This window comes from Shewanella sp. ALD9 (genome assembly GCF_002836315.1).
Classification (GTDB): Bacteria; Pseudomonadota; Gammaproteobacteria; order Enterobacterales; family Shewanellaceae; genus Shewanella.
Window position 1 is genome coordinate 1 of record NZ_PJCD01000003.1, and the last position, 14184, is coordinate 14184.

At 40.7% G+C, this 14184-nt stretch carries 13 protein-coding genes; 9 read left to right on the top strand and 4 right to left on the bottom strand.

Going from position 1 to position 14184, the window contains the following annotated elements:
* Positions 1-117: 117 nt before the first annotated feature.
* Positions 118-1035: a hydrogen peroxide-inducible genes transcriptional activator OxyR gene (gene oxyR, locus CXF88_RS07660; protein WP_101086335.1), complete on the top strand. Its 918-nt coding sequence runs from the start codon at positions 118-120 to the stop codon at positions 1033-1035.
* Positions 1036-1236: 201 nt separating this feature from the next.
* On the opposite strand, the gene CXF88_RS07665 is transcribed toward oxyR, so the two are convergent.
* Positions 1237-2259, bottom strand: coding sequence for an adenylate/guanylate cyclase domain-containing protein (locus CXF88_RS07665; protein WP_220487333.1), 1023 nt, complete (start codon positions 2257-2259; stop codon positions 1237-1239).
* Between the two features lie 520 nt (positions 2260-2779).
* Complete coding sequence (gene mutH, locus CXF88_RS07670) at positions 2780-3448, bottom strand: DNA mismatch repair endonuclease MutH (RefSeq protein WP_101086337.1); 669 nt, start codon at positions 3446-3448, stop codon at positions 2780-2782.
* A gap of 762 nt (positions 3449-4210) precedes the next feature.
* Between mutH and rppH the strand changes: the two genes are divergently transcribed.
* From rppH to CXF88_RS07685, 3 genes are all read left to right on the top strand, one after another.
* Positions 4211-4729 (top strand): RNA pyrophosphohydrolase, encoded by a 519-nt coding sequence (gene rppH, locus CXF88_RS07675; protein ID WP_011638393.1) that lies wholly within the window; start codon positions 4211-4213, stop codon positions 4727-4729.
* Between the two features lie 24 nt (positions 4730-4753).
* Entirely contained in the window at positions 4754-6994 is a 2241-nt protein-coding gene (gene ptsP, locus CXF88_RS07680) for a phosphoenolpyruvate--protein phosphotransferase (RefSeq protein WP_101086338.1), read from the top strand.
* Positions 6995-7081: 87 nt separating this feature from the next.
* Complete coding sequence (locus tag CXF88_RS07685) at positions 7082-7882, top strand: sulfite exporter TauE/SafE family protein (RefSeq protein WP_101086339.1); 801 nt, start codon at positions 7082-7084, stop codon at positions 7880-7882.
* Positions 7883-7963: 81 nt separating this feature from the next.
* Here the strand turns inward: CXF88_RS07685 and CXF88_RS07690 are convergent, their stop codons facing one another.
* Positions 7964-8815 (bottom strand): thymidylate synthase, encoded by an 852-nt coding sequence (locus CXF88_RS07690; protein ID WP_101086340.1) that lies wholly within the window; start codon positions 8813-8815, stop codon positions 7964-7966.
* A gap of 216 nt (positions 8816-9031) precedes the next feature.
* Between CXF88_RS07690 and nhaA the strand changes: the two genes are divergently transcribed.
* From nhaA to CXF88_RS07715, 5 genes are all read left to right on the top strand, one after another.
* The gene (nhaA, locus tag CXF88_RS07695) at positions 9032-10207 is read left to right on the top strand and encodes a Na+/H+ antiporter NhaA (protein ID WP_101086341.1); all 1176 of its coding nucleotides are present in this window, start codon (positions 9032-9034) and stop codon (positions 10205-10207) included.
* Positions 10204-10590 carry a hypothetical protein gene (locus tag CXF88_RS07700; RefSeq protein ID WP_101086342.1) on the top strand — a complete coding sequence of 129 codons (387 nt, stop codon included), beginning with the start codon at positions 10204-10206 and terminating at the stop codon, positions 10588-10590. Before nhaA ends, CXF88_RS07700 begins: the two co-directional genes overlap by 4 nt.
* A 184-nt stretch (positions 10591-10774) precedes the next feature.
* On the top strand, positions 10775-11698 hold the full coding sequence (gene nhaR / locus CXF88_RS07705) for a transcriptional activator NhaR (RefSeq protein WP_101087191.1): 924 nt from the start codon (positions 10775-10777) through the stop codon (positions 11696-11698).
* 31 nt (positions 11699-11729) lie between these two features.
* On the top strand, positions 11730-11978 hold the full coding sequence (locus tag CXF88_RS07710; RefSeq protein WP_101086343.1) for a succinate dehydrogenase assembly factor 2: 249 nt from the start codon (positions 11730-11732) through the stop codon (positions 11976-11978).
* Positions 11959-12432, top strand: coding sequence for a protein YgfX (locus tag CXF88_RS07715; RefSeq protein ID WP_101086344.1), 474 nt, complete (start codon positions 11959-11961; stop codon positions 12430-12432). The genes CXF88_RS07710 and CXF88_RS07715 overlap by 20 nt, the downstream gene beginning before the upstream one ends.
* Before the next feature lie 20 nt (positions 12433-12452).
* On the opposite strand, the gene nadB is transcribed toward CXF88_RS07715, so the two are convergent.
* Entirely contained in the window at positions 12453-14069 is a 1617-nt protein-coding gene (gene nadB, locus CXF88_RS07720) for an L-aspartate oxidase (RefSeq protein ID WP_101086345.1), read from the bottom strand.
* Between the last annotated feature and the right edge of the window lie 115 nt (positions 14070-14184).

Sequence of the window (14184 nt, forward strand, 5' to 3'; positions counted from 1 at the left end):
TCTTTATTGAAGAGGCATTTTTTATGGCCGTTTGTTCAATATTGACCATCAGTGTCTTGTTATTTTGGCTAAATTAATTCATTATTTGAATTAATATGGATAAGGGTAATCGTTTATATGAAAAATCTTCCTAGCCTCAAGAACCTTTATTATTTGGTTCATTTACATCAAGAGCAAAATTTTAATCGTGCTGCTAAGATGTGCTTTGTGAGTCAATCGACTTTATCTAGTGGTATCCAAAACCTTGAAGAACAACTGGGTTATCAGTTGATTGAACGTGATCATAAATCATTTATGTTTACCGCTATCGGTGAAGAAGTGGTTGAGCGTGCTCGAAATATTTTAACTAATGTTGATGACTTAGTTGAATTAGTGAAAAATCAAGGCGAACCGATGACCGGAGAAATTCGTTTAGGCTGTATTCCCACTATCGCGCCTTTCTTACTTAGCCGAGTCGTTAAGTTATGCCAGCAAGACTACCCCAAACTCAGTTTGTTATTAAAAGAAGACACGACCGAGCGTCTATTAGATGCCTTAGCAAAAGGTGAGTTGGATTTATTAATATTAGCGTTACCTGTCGACACCAGTGGTTTTCATAGCATGAAAGTCGGCATCGATCCGTTTAAAATGGTGATGCATAAAGAGGTATCGCAACAATTTTTGCAACCCATTGACTATCAAAAAATGCCAGACGAAAGCATCTTTTTACTCCAAGCTGAACATTGCATTACCGGTCACGCGATAACAGCATGCCAATTGGGTGATAGTGCCAAAATCAATCCATTTGCTGCAACCAGTTTGCATACCTTGGTGCAGATGGTAAACAGTAAATTAGGCACCACATTTTTACCCCAAATGGCCATTGATACCGGTATTTTAACTGATACTGATCTTGTTGCAATGGATCCGCCGGGTGAAGCTCCTTATCGTGATATTGGCTTAGTTTGGCGTCAAACTACCAGCCGTATTTCAACGTTTAGAACCTTAGGCTTAGCGATTCAACAAAAGCTGCTAGCACAATCGTTACCAGGTTAACCGCAACTTGGGATAAATGAGAGATGGGATGAATCGATAAAATGGTTTATTTCCGGTTAGCAATATCAAAGGTGCGATTTGTGTCGTTAATAAGGCTAATGAAGCGTCAATAGCCTTATTGTTATCTGTCGCGTAGCACTGTGCGTTTCAGGCATGTTTATGATTGAAATTGAGCTTAACTAAACTCAATTAACCTCAGTTTTAGGCGTTGGTCAGTTTTATCGGTGCAACGCCATACACTTCAGTCGGATGTTTTTTACCTTTAAGCATGATTGGGCCTAAATCAGTCAGGTCATATTGACTATTTTGCTGCTCAAGTCGATGCACAACATCTCCAGATAGCAACATTCGTTGACCGAGCGGATTACATTGGTCTTGTAGCCGTGCCAAGGTATTTAATACATCACTGAAAAAACTAATCTCTTGTTTATGTACGCCGACTACCGCAGCTACAACTTGGCCACAATGCGCTGCAGCCTTGAATTTTGGCACAAAACCATATTGTTGTTCAAAATATTGCCTTTGCCACTGCAATTGCTGGCAAAATTCGAAATAGATATTCATACAACGGTCTTGTTTAATACCTTGCTCTAATGGCCAGTGGATAAGTACGGCATCACCCATGTAACGATAAATTTCAGCTTCATTATCGGTTACTGTGTCCGCTAACATGCTAAAGCTATCTTGAATTAGGCGGCTAAAGCGATAATCACCTAAGGTTTCTGCATGAGCTGTTGATGAGACCATATCGATAAATAAGAATAATTGTTGCTCGTAACGTGGTTTGTGGTATTTGCCAAGGCCTATATTGAGCAAGACTTTAGGGCCAACCAACAGTGACATTTGTTCGATAAAAGCTAAGCTGACCCTTACCACAACAAGATAAACCACTAATGCCTGAAACGATGGGCTATAAATAATCTGTACTGTGAGCATTTGTCGTAATGTCACCATGTGGTTCTCTATGGCCCACATGTTTAAAAATTGTGTCACATACGCCAAGGTTGTTGCCCCAAGGAGCAAAAACAATCCTTTAAACACCACTGAAAATAAATAAGGTAAACGGCTGATGGCGCTAAAATCTGCAATGAGATTGGACATCCAATGCAAGCCGCCAAATACAACACCCATCATTATGGCAAGCGTGGCGAGATCGGCATTGCCAACAGCCCATTCAGGCAGTTGCGATGATTGTGAGTAGCGAAAAAAAACGAAAGAAGCCATTGCTACACACCAGGCAAAAATAGCGAACAATAATTTTTGAGTTTGACGGCGTGCTTTCACGGAGGATGTGGTTGCCCAAATGACTTAGTATATAAGGGGGGTAGTCTATAGAAAATTTGCTTACATGTGATAGTTTATTTGTGATTTAGATCAATAGAAGTGAAGAAATATGTGCACTAACGCAAAGTTTTTTCAACATTACTAGGGCTTGTTGAACTTTAGTGGCTGAAATTTGTTCGAGATAAACGGCTTGTTATTTAACTAGGCGGCATAAATATTAGAGACGAAGTTTTCAATTAGGCTAACGGTTTGTCACCAATTTATTCGATAAAGATTAAAAACACCTTTTAGCTGGTTCGTTTGAGCTGCATTTTTGGCTTTTTTCTGTGTGTTATCGCTTACTCATGTTGTATCACGAGATGTCGTAAGCTCTGCTTTGTAAAACATTGCCACGTACCACTGAAAAATTGATGTTAATGATCAACAGACCCTAGATAGCAAGCAATGTAACAACGGCAGATTATGAAAAGGCATTGGTTAATATCTGTTGAGTAAAATCAATTTTAAGGTAAAAGCCTCTGGGATTAGATAACTGAATGCTGCCGTCTTCGGCGATGCTTTCGGTGAGTATTTTGCTATTAGCTGCTTTTGGACGTAATTGCAGTACTTCACCATGACGTGCAGTAATTTTATCAACTTGACCTAGTGCAATTAACTCCATTATCTCTTCCCAATCTTGTTGCAACTGTCTGGCTTGTGCCGTATTCGGTTGCCACAATATGGGGGTGCCTATACGACGATCACCGACTGGGATACTACGTTCGCCTTCAATAGGAACCCATAACACTCTCTGCAATTTATGATAAACCAAACTGTTTTCCCAAGTCATACCCTGAATGTTTGTCAGCGGTGCCACGGTGACATAAGTGGTCTCAAGCGGTTTGCCTTTGCGATCAATCGGGATCGTTTTGAGTTCAATTCCTAAATGTAAAAAGTCTTGTTCAGGCTTTGATCCTGCCAGCGCGCCTAATTCAGATTCAATCAGTTGGCCTACCCAACCTTTATCTCGGCGTAAATCGGCTGGTACAATGATGTCATTATCGGCCGCAATATCAGCTAAACGAATGCCAGCCATATTGTGCGCTCTTTGCATTAATTCGCTTATATTTAATGGCGATGATTTAGCCATGGATGAGTATTTTCCTCTGGAAAAAAGAATGAATAGACGATCAAAATCAACAGGCTATGCTATCAAGTAATATTCGTCGAGAACAAGTTTAGTTAGTTATTTGCGATGTGGTTGAAAAACGACCATGTTTTAGTTGGTTAAAGTTATTTGATTGAATTCCTTTGTAATTGGTTGTTTTAAAAGTTTTTTTTAGGTTGTGGTTGTTTTTATATTATACTTGTCCCGAGTTACACTCGTTTTTCCCCTACATTTCACACATACTTATCCACAGATTTAATGGATAAGTGTAATAAAACCTGTCTTTAACTGATTAAAAACACCAAGTCAACGCAATAAAACAGCTTTTTAGCGGGTTTAATTTAAAATAAGCCTTGTTATTTGTGTATAACTTAAGTTGCTAAATGAGTGATTGGCTATCTTAATTGGTGTTGTTTGTTTTTTGTACGATAGCGGCGATTTGCTATAATGTTAATTTATAATTTTTTTTAAGTTACTAATTATATTGCAGTATATTATAATAAAAAGCAGTTTACCTTAGAAAGGGTGCAACTAAATTTTAGCCTGTTATCAAGCTTTAGCAAAGTTTCGAACAGAGATATCCACAGATTTTGTGGATAATCCACAGGGTAGCTTGGTTTAATTGTTGATAATTTTGATTTATTAACATTGTTATTCAATTATCCACAGTAAATAGAGGTTTGCCGATAGGCATGCTTTGTGAAACAATCAGACGATATAAAATTTGTTATTTTTGGAGTCCATGTGATTGATAGCGACGGCTTTCGCGCAAATGTGGGCATCATTATCTGTAATAAATTTGGACAAGTTATGTGGGCCAGACGTTTTGGTCAACATTCATGGCAGTTTCCACAAGGTGGGTTAGATGATGGCGAATCAGTAGAAGAAGCCATGTATCGCGAACTTTACGAAGAAGTGGGACTCAGACCTGAGCATGTTCAAATTTTAACATCCACTCGATCTTGGTTACGTTATCGGTTACCCAAGCGTTTGGTACGCCAAGAAAGCAAACCTGTTTGCATTGGCCAAAAACAGAAATGGTTTTTACTACAATTGAAAGGTCACGATAATACTATTAACTTGAATTCTTCTGGTCATCCTGAGTTTGATGATTGGCGTTGGGTGAGTTATTGGTATCCTGTTCGTCAGGTTGTGTCTTTTAAGCGCGACGTATATAGAAAGGTAATGAAAGAGTTCGCATCGACGACATTAGCGCTGCAAACGCGCGAGTTTAGTAAAAAACGAAGCAAACAACGGAGTTAACTGATTTCAAAGAGGATTGAAACAGTGTTAAATATGCTCAGGGATATCACTCAAGCTGTTGCCAGAGCCAGCAGCCTTGAAAGTGCATTAAATATATTAGTGTCACAAACTCGATTAGCGATGGCTACCCATTGCTGTTCTATTTATATCCTTGAACAACAACATCTAGTGTTATCCGCTACCGAAGGTTTACAGCAATCTGCCGTTGGCCGAGTGAGCATGCCATTATCGCAAGGTTTAGTAGGCTTAGTTGCTGAGCGTGAAGAAGCCGTTAATCTTGCCGATGCCCGTATTCATCCTCGTTTTAAATTATTTCCCGAAGCTGAAGAAGAAGAATATCGTGCATTTTTGGCTGTGCCGATTATTTTTCAAAAACAGGTTGTGGGCGTTATTGTGGTGCAACAGCCAGAAGCCCGTCAGTTCAGTGAAAGTGAAGAAGCATTTTTAATGACCTTAGCCGCTCAGTTGGCGGTGGTTGTGCGCAGCTTGAAACACAAAGCGGCTGTTACTAATGTGCAACAGCAAGTGGTTTTCAGTGGTGTTAATGCATCAAGTGGTATTGCGATTGCTCATGGCCTGGTATTAGGCGGTGTTATTTCTCTGGAACAACCCGAGGTCAGCTGCTTCGATATAGATGTTGAAATTCAGCGCTTAAAGTTGGCCATGCAGCGTTGTAAAGACATGTTGTCGTCTATATCGCAACGTTTTGAGCGTGAAAAGTCTGCTGATGTGGCCTCTATCTTTACCGCATTTCAATTATTGCTAGACGACTCTAGCCTTGGTGGTGAATATGCCCGTGAAGTCGCTTTAGGCTGGCAGGCTGAGTCTGCGGTAAGCCGAGTGTCATTGCGCTATATCAAACAGTTTTTAGAAATGGAAGATCCATATCTAAAAGAGCGCGCCAGTGATATTCGTGAGCTTGGGCAAAAACTACTTCGACAGCTTATTGAGCCCGGTCGATTAGAGTTAGAGCCGGATAAACCGGTTATTTTAGTCGCTAAAGAAGTGGATGCCACTTTATTGGCTGAGTTTCCACGGCAAAAACTCGCTGGTATTGTCACTGAACGTGGTGGGGTTAATGCTCATGCGGCTATTTTAGCGCGTGCTTTGGGTGTACCTGCCATTGTTGGCGTTGATGATGTGTTATCAATCGACATCGATCAAAAACTATTAGTCCTCAATGCGAATCGTGGCCAGCTATTGGTATCGCCATCGCCAGCAGTGATTGAAGAGTACCAATTACTGATTGATGCCGATGTGGAAAAGCAAAAGCAATTTTCTGCCGAATTAAACCTACCATCAGTGACTACTGACGGCCAGCGGATCCATTTGTATTTAAATGCAGGTTTATTGAGTGGTATCGCTTCTGAAATTGCTGAATGCGCAGATGGTATTGGGCTGTATCGAACTGAAATTCCCTTTATGCTCCATCAACGCTTTCCGAGCGAAAGCGAACAAATCAATGTATATCGTCAGGTATTGAGTGCCGCTGGTGATAGACCTGTTGTGATGCGTACATTGGATGTTGGCGGCGACAAACCGTTACCGTATTTTCCAATTAAAGAAGACAATCCGTTTTTAGGTTGGCGTGGCATTCGTTTATCGCTTGATCATCCTGAGTTGTTTTTAGTGCAATTGCGCGCGATGCTGCAAGCTGCTGGTAACGGCAATCAATTGCAAATATTACTACCAATGGTGAGTAATCTGGATGAGATAGATCAAACATTAAAATATTTAGAGCAAGCGTTTACCGAACTAAGCCAAGAACTAAAGACTATTTTAGTGAGGCCGAAGGTCGGCGTTATGCTTGAAGTTCCTGCATTGTTGTATCAATTGCAAGATGTGGCAAAACGGGTCGACTTTGTGTCGGTGGGCAGTAACGATTTAACGCAATATTTACTGGCCGTCGATCGTAATAATCCGAGTGTGAGTTCGTTATTTGATAGTTATCATCCAGGTATTCTTAGGGCACTTAAACGAGCTGTCGATGAGTGTAAATTGTATGATTTAGATGTGAGTGTTTGTGGTGAACTTGCGGGTGAACCTTATGGTGCACTGCTTTTAGTCGCAATGGGCTATAACAAACTTAGTATGAACCAAGGCAGCTTAGCCAGAATCAATTTTTTACTCAGGCGTGTATCAAAGCAAGAGCTCACTGAGTTATTAGAATCTATTTTACAACAGTCAAATGGAAACCAGGTTCGCGGTTTGTTAGCCAGTTTCTTGCGAAAACATAACCTTTTAGATTTAATCAACATCGATTAGCAGTACGATTGAATCTGCTTCGGAAAACCTTAAATGATTTCCCTAGTGGTTCGTAACATAATCAAGCGTCATTTTAAGGATGTCATCGTGGATAGTTTACTGCAGGTATTTTTAATTTGCCTTGTTTTAGGTTCTGTCGTGGGTTTTTTGGCTGGGCTGTTAGGTATTGGTGGTGGGTTAATTATTGTGCCTGCGCTATTGTATATTTTACCTTCTGTAGGTATCAGTTCAACCCAAATTACTCATGTCGCTATCGCTACGTCACTGGCATCGATTATTTTAACGTCTATGTCATCAGCCACCGCGCATCACAAACGTGGAAATATACCTTGGGAGCTATTTAAGCCTATATTTCCGGGTATTGTAATAGGGTCGTTAGCATCAGCTTTTGTGTCTGAGCAAATTGCATCAGATGATTTGCAACAGGCTTTTGCTATTTTTGTGGTGTTAATGGCTGTACAAATGGCATTTCCGTTTAAAGTCAAAACGGGTGGCAGTATGCCAAATTTTGCCGTGTTACTGGTGATATCGACAGCGATAGCGTTAATTGCTGGTTTAATGGGCATTGGTGGCGGGGTTCTGCTGGTGCCATTTTTAAGTTATTGCGGTTTGCAAATGCGTCAAGCTGTTGGGTTTTCGTCGGCAACCGGGATGCTTATCGCAGTATCCGGTACCATTGGTTATATTATCGCAGGTTTCGATGTACCCAATTTACCCGAGGGCTCGGTTGGGTTTATTTATTTGCCGGCATTAATCGGCATTATCATTAGTTCCATGTTGTGTGCGCCTATTGGCGTAAAAGCGGCGAGTTCTTGGCCGACACCAGTATTGAAAAAAATATTTGCTTGTTTGCTTGTTGTGGTAGGGCTAAAACTACTATTAAGTTAATTCTAAATTGTTCTAAATGATTACAAAAACGCCTTTGTTCAAGTAGTTGAACAAAGGCGTTTTTAGTTAACCTAACCGCTATTACACAGCGAAAGGATACTTAATCGCATCGTGATGTTGATAGTCTTCAACGCTAAAGTCATCCAAGGTTACCCAGGTTTCGATGTCTTTTAGGGTTTTAATCTTTGGATTGATGATTAACTTAGGCGATGCAAAGGGTTCACGCGCGAGCTGAACATCTCGCATTGGTTCGAGTTGATCTTCGTAAATATGAGCATTGACTATCTTATGGTATGCCTTACCCGGTTTATGGCCAGTAATCTGAGCCATTAACGCAAGCAATACATATACTTGTACCATATTAAAGTTTAACCCTAGTGGCACATCACAACTGCGTTGTGTGCTGTTAAGGTATAAAGTATCACCGAGTAATGAAAAATGGTGCTCGTACATACATGGTCGTAAGCAGCCTAAGTCAAATGCGCCAGGGTGCAAGAAGGTTAAAATTTCACCACGATTATCTATACCATTACTGAGATCATCGACGATTTGTTGCAGTAAATCGACATGACCACCATCAGGCTTTGGAAATGCACGCCCTAACGCTCCGTATATCAGTCCCATATCATCGGGCCCTTTACGGTTTGGGTTATCTAGCCATGCTTGGTTTTCATTGGCGTTAGCGTCCCATGTTTTAGTGCCTAATGCCCTAAAATCGGCCGCATTTTGGTAGCCACGTAAATAACCGAGGATCTCCGCTATGGCAGACTTCCAGAAGCTTTTACGTGTGGTCACCAAAGGGAATTGATTGTTACCAACATCATAAACTAAGTCGGCATTAATGACAGTTAGGCACTTTTTGTTTGTTCGTGCATTATTAACCCATTCGCCTTCTTCGACAATGCGTTTACACAGGTCTAAATACTGTTTCATTGGTCCCAATTCCTTTTTTGCTTTTATCGATTATACCTAATCAAGGCCGGCAAATCATTGCCAAATGAAATGCAGTTTCAATTAATTATTTTTACTTTTAGAGCTAACTTTACGATCGACACCTCGGTTAAGCCGAGTTAACATCAAGAAACAATCGATTATTATTGTTTGAACATATCAGATAGACTGATCCCATTGTTTTTTTAGGAGTGTTATATGGAACGAGCAATTAAGAACTTCTTAAGCCAAGAGTCTGCGGGTGGCATTTTATTAATCGTTGCCGTCGCATTGGCGATGATTTTAGCCAATTCACCGTTAGCGGGTGTATATCAAGATTTCTTAGGCACCGAAGTGCAGCTTAGAGTAGGTGATCTTGATATCGATAAGCCGCTTTTACTGTGGATCAATGATGGCTTGATGGCATTATTCTTTTTATTAATCGGTTTAGAAGTAAAGCGTGAATTACTTGAAGGTGCGCTATCGAGCGTAGCTAAGGCATCATTGCCCAGCTTTGCTGCGATTGGTGGCATGGTGTTTCCGGCATTATTTTACTTAGCATTTAATTACTCAAACCCAGAAACTCAGATCGGATGGGCTATTCCTGCTGCTACTGATATCGCCTTTGCGCTAGGTATTATGGCACTGCTCGGTAGTCGTGTGCCCGTGGCGTTAAAAGTGTTTTTGTTAGCACTGGCAATTATTGACGATCTAGGAGTCATTGTTATTATTGCTCTGTTTTACAGCACTGATTTATCAATGCTTAGTTTGGTTATTGCCGCGGTATCGATCGTGCTGATGGTCGCACTGAACAGGAAAGGAGTCAGTTCAATTCTGCCTTACGGTTTACTCGGTTTTATTCTTTGGGTTGCAGTATTGAAGTCTGGAGTACATGCGACATTGGCCGGAGTGATTATTGCATTTTGTATTCCACTTAGAGCAAAAGATGGTTCCTCGCCATCTGAGCATTTAGAGCATAAGTTGCACCCTTGGAGCACCTTTATGATCCTGCCGGTATTTGCTTTTGCCAACGCTGGTCTGTCATTAACTAATATGTCATTTGATACATTTGCTGAACCTATCACCCTAGGTATCATTATGGGTCTGTTGTTGGGTAAGCCGATTGGGGTGCTGTTATTCAGTTATTTAGCAGTAAAACTTAAGTTAGCTGAACTACCACCTGGGATTGGTTGGAGGCATATCATACCGGTTGCTGTTATGTGTGGTATCGGCTTTACCATGTCGGTGTTTATTGCTTCGTTAGCATTTGAGAACTCACCCGCTGCATTTGGTGATTATGCAAGACTAGGTATTTTAACAGGATCGTTATTTGCGGCTGTGATTGGCTACTTTTGGTTGGCCAAGGTACTGCCTGAAAATGGAGTAAAATCATGAAATTGAATAAATTAACCTTTGGAATACTACTGACCAGTTTTGTTATTCCTGTATCGGCTGAATCATTTAATGTTTGTTTAGAATCATCTGATTCACCGACTTGCCAAAGTTATCTAGAAGGTGTGGTAGATGGTGCACTAATGTATCGTGATGATTTGGCAAAGAAAAGAATAGATCCTAACGATTACGAGTCTAGAGCACTAAAATACCGAGCAGGAAAACGTTATCAATCGGCGAATTTGAATTATTGCGCTAGTCATATACCGGTGAAATCTGAAATTGTATCAGCACTCACAGAGCAGGTGTCGTTGAACAATGTCAATAACAGTGATGAGCTTGAGTCAGTGATCACTAGTTTGATGGATTGCCGACGGAGTCAGTAACTACGTCTTTACTTAACGCAGCCATTTGGCTGCGTTTTTTTATGACTAATCTTGGCTAATCAATATGGTGAACTATCTATGGTGAACTAATATTGTCGTTGATTGGTATAGATTAATGAGCAATAGAAGTAGTGGTTTATTTGCTATAGTAGTGTGAGTAAATTTTGTTAGGTTAATGATTGATATGCAGCATTTAAATTATAACCATTTATATTATTTTTGGATGGTACAAAAAAAAGGCTCAGTGACTAAAGCGGCTGAAGCATTGTGTTTGGCCCCGCAAACCATAACGGGGCAAATTCGTGCATTAGAAGAGCGATTAAAAGGCACGTTATTTAAGCGTGTCGGTCGTAACTTAGTTGCTACAGAGTTGGGCGAATTAGTATTTCGTTATGCCGATAAAATGTTTAGCTTGAGCTATGAAATGCTCGATATACTTAATTATCAAAAAGATGATTCACTGCTGTTTGAGGTAGGTATTGCTGATGCTTTATCTAAAGCTTTAGTGAGTAGAGTGTTGTTAACTGTTATTCCAGATGATGGTTCGGTTCATTTGGCGTGTTATGAATCAACTCACGATAGCCTTATTGAGCGTTTACGTGAGCATAAGCTTGACATGATTTTATCTGATTGCGCTGGCGGCTCGTTGAAATTCCCTGAAATTTTATCGAAAAAGCTTGGTGAATGTGGTGTCAGTTTCTTCTCGGCTGAAGCGATTCCAGTCCCTTTTCCCGCTTGTCTTGAGCAGCGTAAATTACTCATACCGGGTAAGCGGACATCATTAGGACAACAGTTACACGGTTGGTTTGCTGAAAAAAGTCTTAATGTTAGTATCTTGGGTGAATTTGACGATGCCGAAATGATGAAAGCATTCGGCTATTTTAATCAGGGAATTTTTGTCGCACCGTCTATTTATCGTCATGATATACTCTCTCAAGGTATGGTGTTACTTGGTGAAACCACCGATATTAAAGAAGAGTACCATGTGATGTTCGCTGAGCGAATGATCCAACATCCGGCGGTAAAATCATTACTGGCAACGGATTTTAGTGATTTATTTGCAGGACGAGATCTACAAGTACAAGATTTTGAAAACCGTATAAGCTAGAGCTTGTGATATAGACATCAGGAGATTTGTGTTGGAATTAATGAATATAGCTCGTGTACGCTGGGCATGCCGTCGCGGAATGTTAGAATTAGATATATTGTTTCAACCCTTTGTCGAAGCCCAATACGAAGCCATGAGCGATGATGATAAAAACACTTTTATTCGTTTATTAGAGTGTGAAGATCCGGAGCTATTTGCTTGGTTTATGGGCCATGAACAATGTTCAGATCCATTGTTCGCCAATATGATAGTCAAAGTCCGTGGAAGAGCAGCACCTTAACCCGCCTGTTGATGTATTGGTCAGTACTAGCACTCATATGCAACAATTTGCATTGAGTGCTTCATTTTTGCAGCGTGGTGCCTTAGTGGTATCGTTTGCTGTTGTATTAACGAGCTTTTTAGCTTGGCCTTATTATCCTTCCTTGATATACCACGCCATTCAAATGTTGTTATTCGTTACCATTATCTTCATTTTTTTTTACAGCTGGCGCAGAGTATCTAGTTGGCGTTGTTTGCTTACTTTAGGTGACAAGGGGGCTGGTACATTATTGCAAGGTGAAAATGGAAGTCTCAATAAAATAACACTCACTAAAAAACCCTTTATCAGTCCATTAATGTGCATTATTTATTTACAACATCTTCAAACGGGCGAGAACAGAGTATTGCTGGTATGGAGTGATATGTTAGACGACACAGCATATCGTAATCTGTGTCGTCTATTATTAAGCCATTAATGATGTGAAGTTGACAGCGTTTAACTGCTCGGTTGTAAAATGGTTGGTTTAGGATTGTCGATTTGTTCAGGATAATCAATATTATAATGAAGGCCTCGACTTTCTTTACGTTCCATTGCACATCGAATAATTAATTCTGCAACTTGCACCAAATTACGCAGCTCTAATAAATTGTTACTGACACGGAAGTTTGAATAGTACTCTTCAATCTCTTGTTGAAGCATCAAACATCTTCGTAGTGCTCGTTCTAATCGTTTATCTGTTCTGACAATACCGACGTAATCCCACATAAATAGGCGCAGTTCGTGCCAATTATGGGCAATAACGACTTCTTCATCAGAGTTAGTTACTTTGCTCTCGTCCCATAAAGGTATTGGGCAAGGCATCGGTATTTTATGCAACAAACCTTCAATATCTTGTGAGGCCGCACGGGCAAATACTAAACACTCCAGTAGTGAATTGCTCGCCAGTCTATTAGCGCCATGTAAGCCTGTGTAAGCCACTTCGCCAATAGCATATAAGCCATTAATATCGGTTTGACCATGAAGGTCAGTCATCACACCACCACATGTATAGTGTGCCGCTGGAACCGCTGGAATTGGGTCTTTGGTGATATCAATACCCAATTCAAGACAACGTTGATAAATGGTTGGAAAGTGTTTAATGATAAAGTCAGCAGGTTTATGGCTGATATCTAAATACACACAATCAACACCTAAACGTTTCATTTCATAATCAATGGCGCGAGCAACAATATCGCGAGGAGCGAGTTCAGCTCTTTCGTCGAAATCGGGCATAAAACGGCTGCCATCAGGACGACGTAAATAAGCTCCTTCACCGCGTAATGCTTCCGTTAACAAGAAGTTTCTGGCATTAGGGTGAAATAAACACGTTGGATGGAATTGATTAAATTCCATATTGGCAATTCGACAACCTGCGCGCCATGCCATTGCAATACCATCGCCACTGGCAATATCAGGATTCGAGGTGTATTGGTACACTTTTGAGCTGCCGCCAGTTGCTAACGCAACAAATTTGGCTCTGACGGTTTCTACATGTTCCTCATCGCGATTCCACACATAAGCACCAAGCACGCGGTTACCCGGTCGATGCAATTTACGCGTGGTGATTAAATCAATCGCATTGTAACGTTCAAGCACTTGTATGTTTGGGTGAGCGATTGCACGTTCTTGTAATGTAGTTTGTACCGCTTTACCGGTAGCATCGGCAGAATGCAGAATACGACGATGGCTATGTCCACCTTCACGGGTTAGGTGGTAGGGGGCTGTACTATTATCGACTCCAGCTAAGGTTTCTTCTTTATCAAATGCCACGCCACAATTAATTAACCATTGCATTGCACTTTTGGCATTTTCTGCGGTGTAGGTCACAACTGATTTATCGCATAATCCGGCGCCAGCGATTAAGGTATCGTTGACGTGGGACTCAATTGTGTCGCCTTCATCGAAAACAGAGGCGATTCCACCTTGAGCGTATAATGTTGACCCTTCTGATAATGGGCCTTTAGAAAGAAGAATTACTTTTGATTTTTCAGCAAGATGTAGTGCTAAAGTTAGTCCTGCAGCACCGCTGCCGATGACCAAAATGTCAGATTGGTGTTCAACTGCTTGTTTCATCAGGTATCATGGTGTGGCTATGTGGTTTGATCATAGTAAATCAAATTACTACGACAGGGTACTTTTACAGCGTATTTTATTGTGATTTTGCTTAGATATTTTGTTTATATGTAAA